Origin of the sequence: Pseudomonas yangonensis, assembly GCF_009932725.1 — a bacterium.
In the GTDB taxonomy this organism is placed as follows: Bacteria; Pseudomonadota; Gammaproteobacteria; order Pseudomonadales; family Pseudomonadaceae; genus Aquipseudomonas; species Aquipseudomonas yangonensis.
Genome location: NZ_BLJU01000264.1, coordinates 1 through 444, shown reverse-complemented (window position 1 = coordinate 444; position 444 = coordinate 1). Strand labels below are relative to the sequence as shown.

1 protein-coding gene is annotated in these 444 nt (G+C 70.0%); it reads right to left on the bottom strand.

Features of this window, described 5'->3' with window-relative positions:
• Positions 1–444, bottom strand: a 444-nt coding sequence (locus GYB81_RS24280; RefSeq protein WP_161898036.1) for a PhnE/PtxC family ABC transporter permease, incomplete at both ends; no start/stop codon positions are given.

The following is a 444-nucleotide window of genomic DNA, read 5'->3' as shown; positions in this document are numbered from 1 at the left end:
AGCATGGCCAGGATCACGGTGGCGGCCTGGGCTTCCTGGAACAGGCTGAGCGACATGTAGAGCATCTGCCCGAGGCCGCCGGCGCCGACGAAGCCGAGCACGCTGGCCATGCGGATGTTGTTTTCCCAACGGTACAGGGTGTAGGCAACCAGTTGCGGCCAGACGCCGGGCAGGGTGCCGTAGCAGAAGGCAAGCATGCGTCCGCCGCCGCTTTCGCGGATGGCGTCGGCCGGCTCGCGTGGCGTGTTCTCCAGCGCTTCGGCGAACAGGCGACCGAGCACGCCTGCGGTGTGCAGGGCCAGGGCCAGGGTGCCGGCGTTGGGGCCCAGGCCAGCAGCCAGCACCATCAGCGCCGCCCAGACCAGTTCGGGAATGGCGCGCAGGGCATTGAGCAGCAGGCGTGTGGCGTGCAGGGCGATAGCGCCGAAGCGCCCGGCGGCCGGT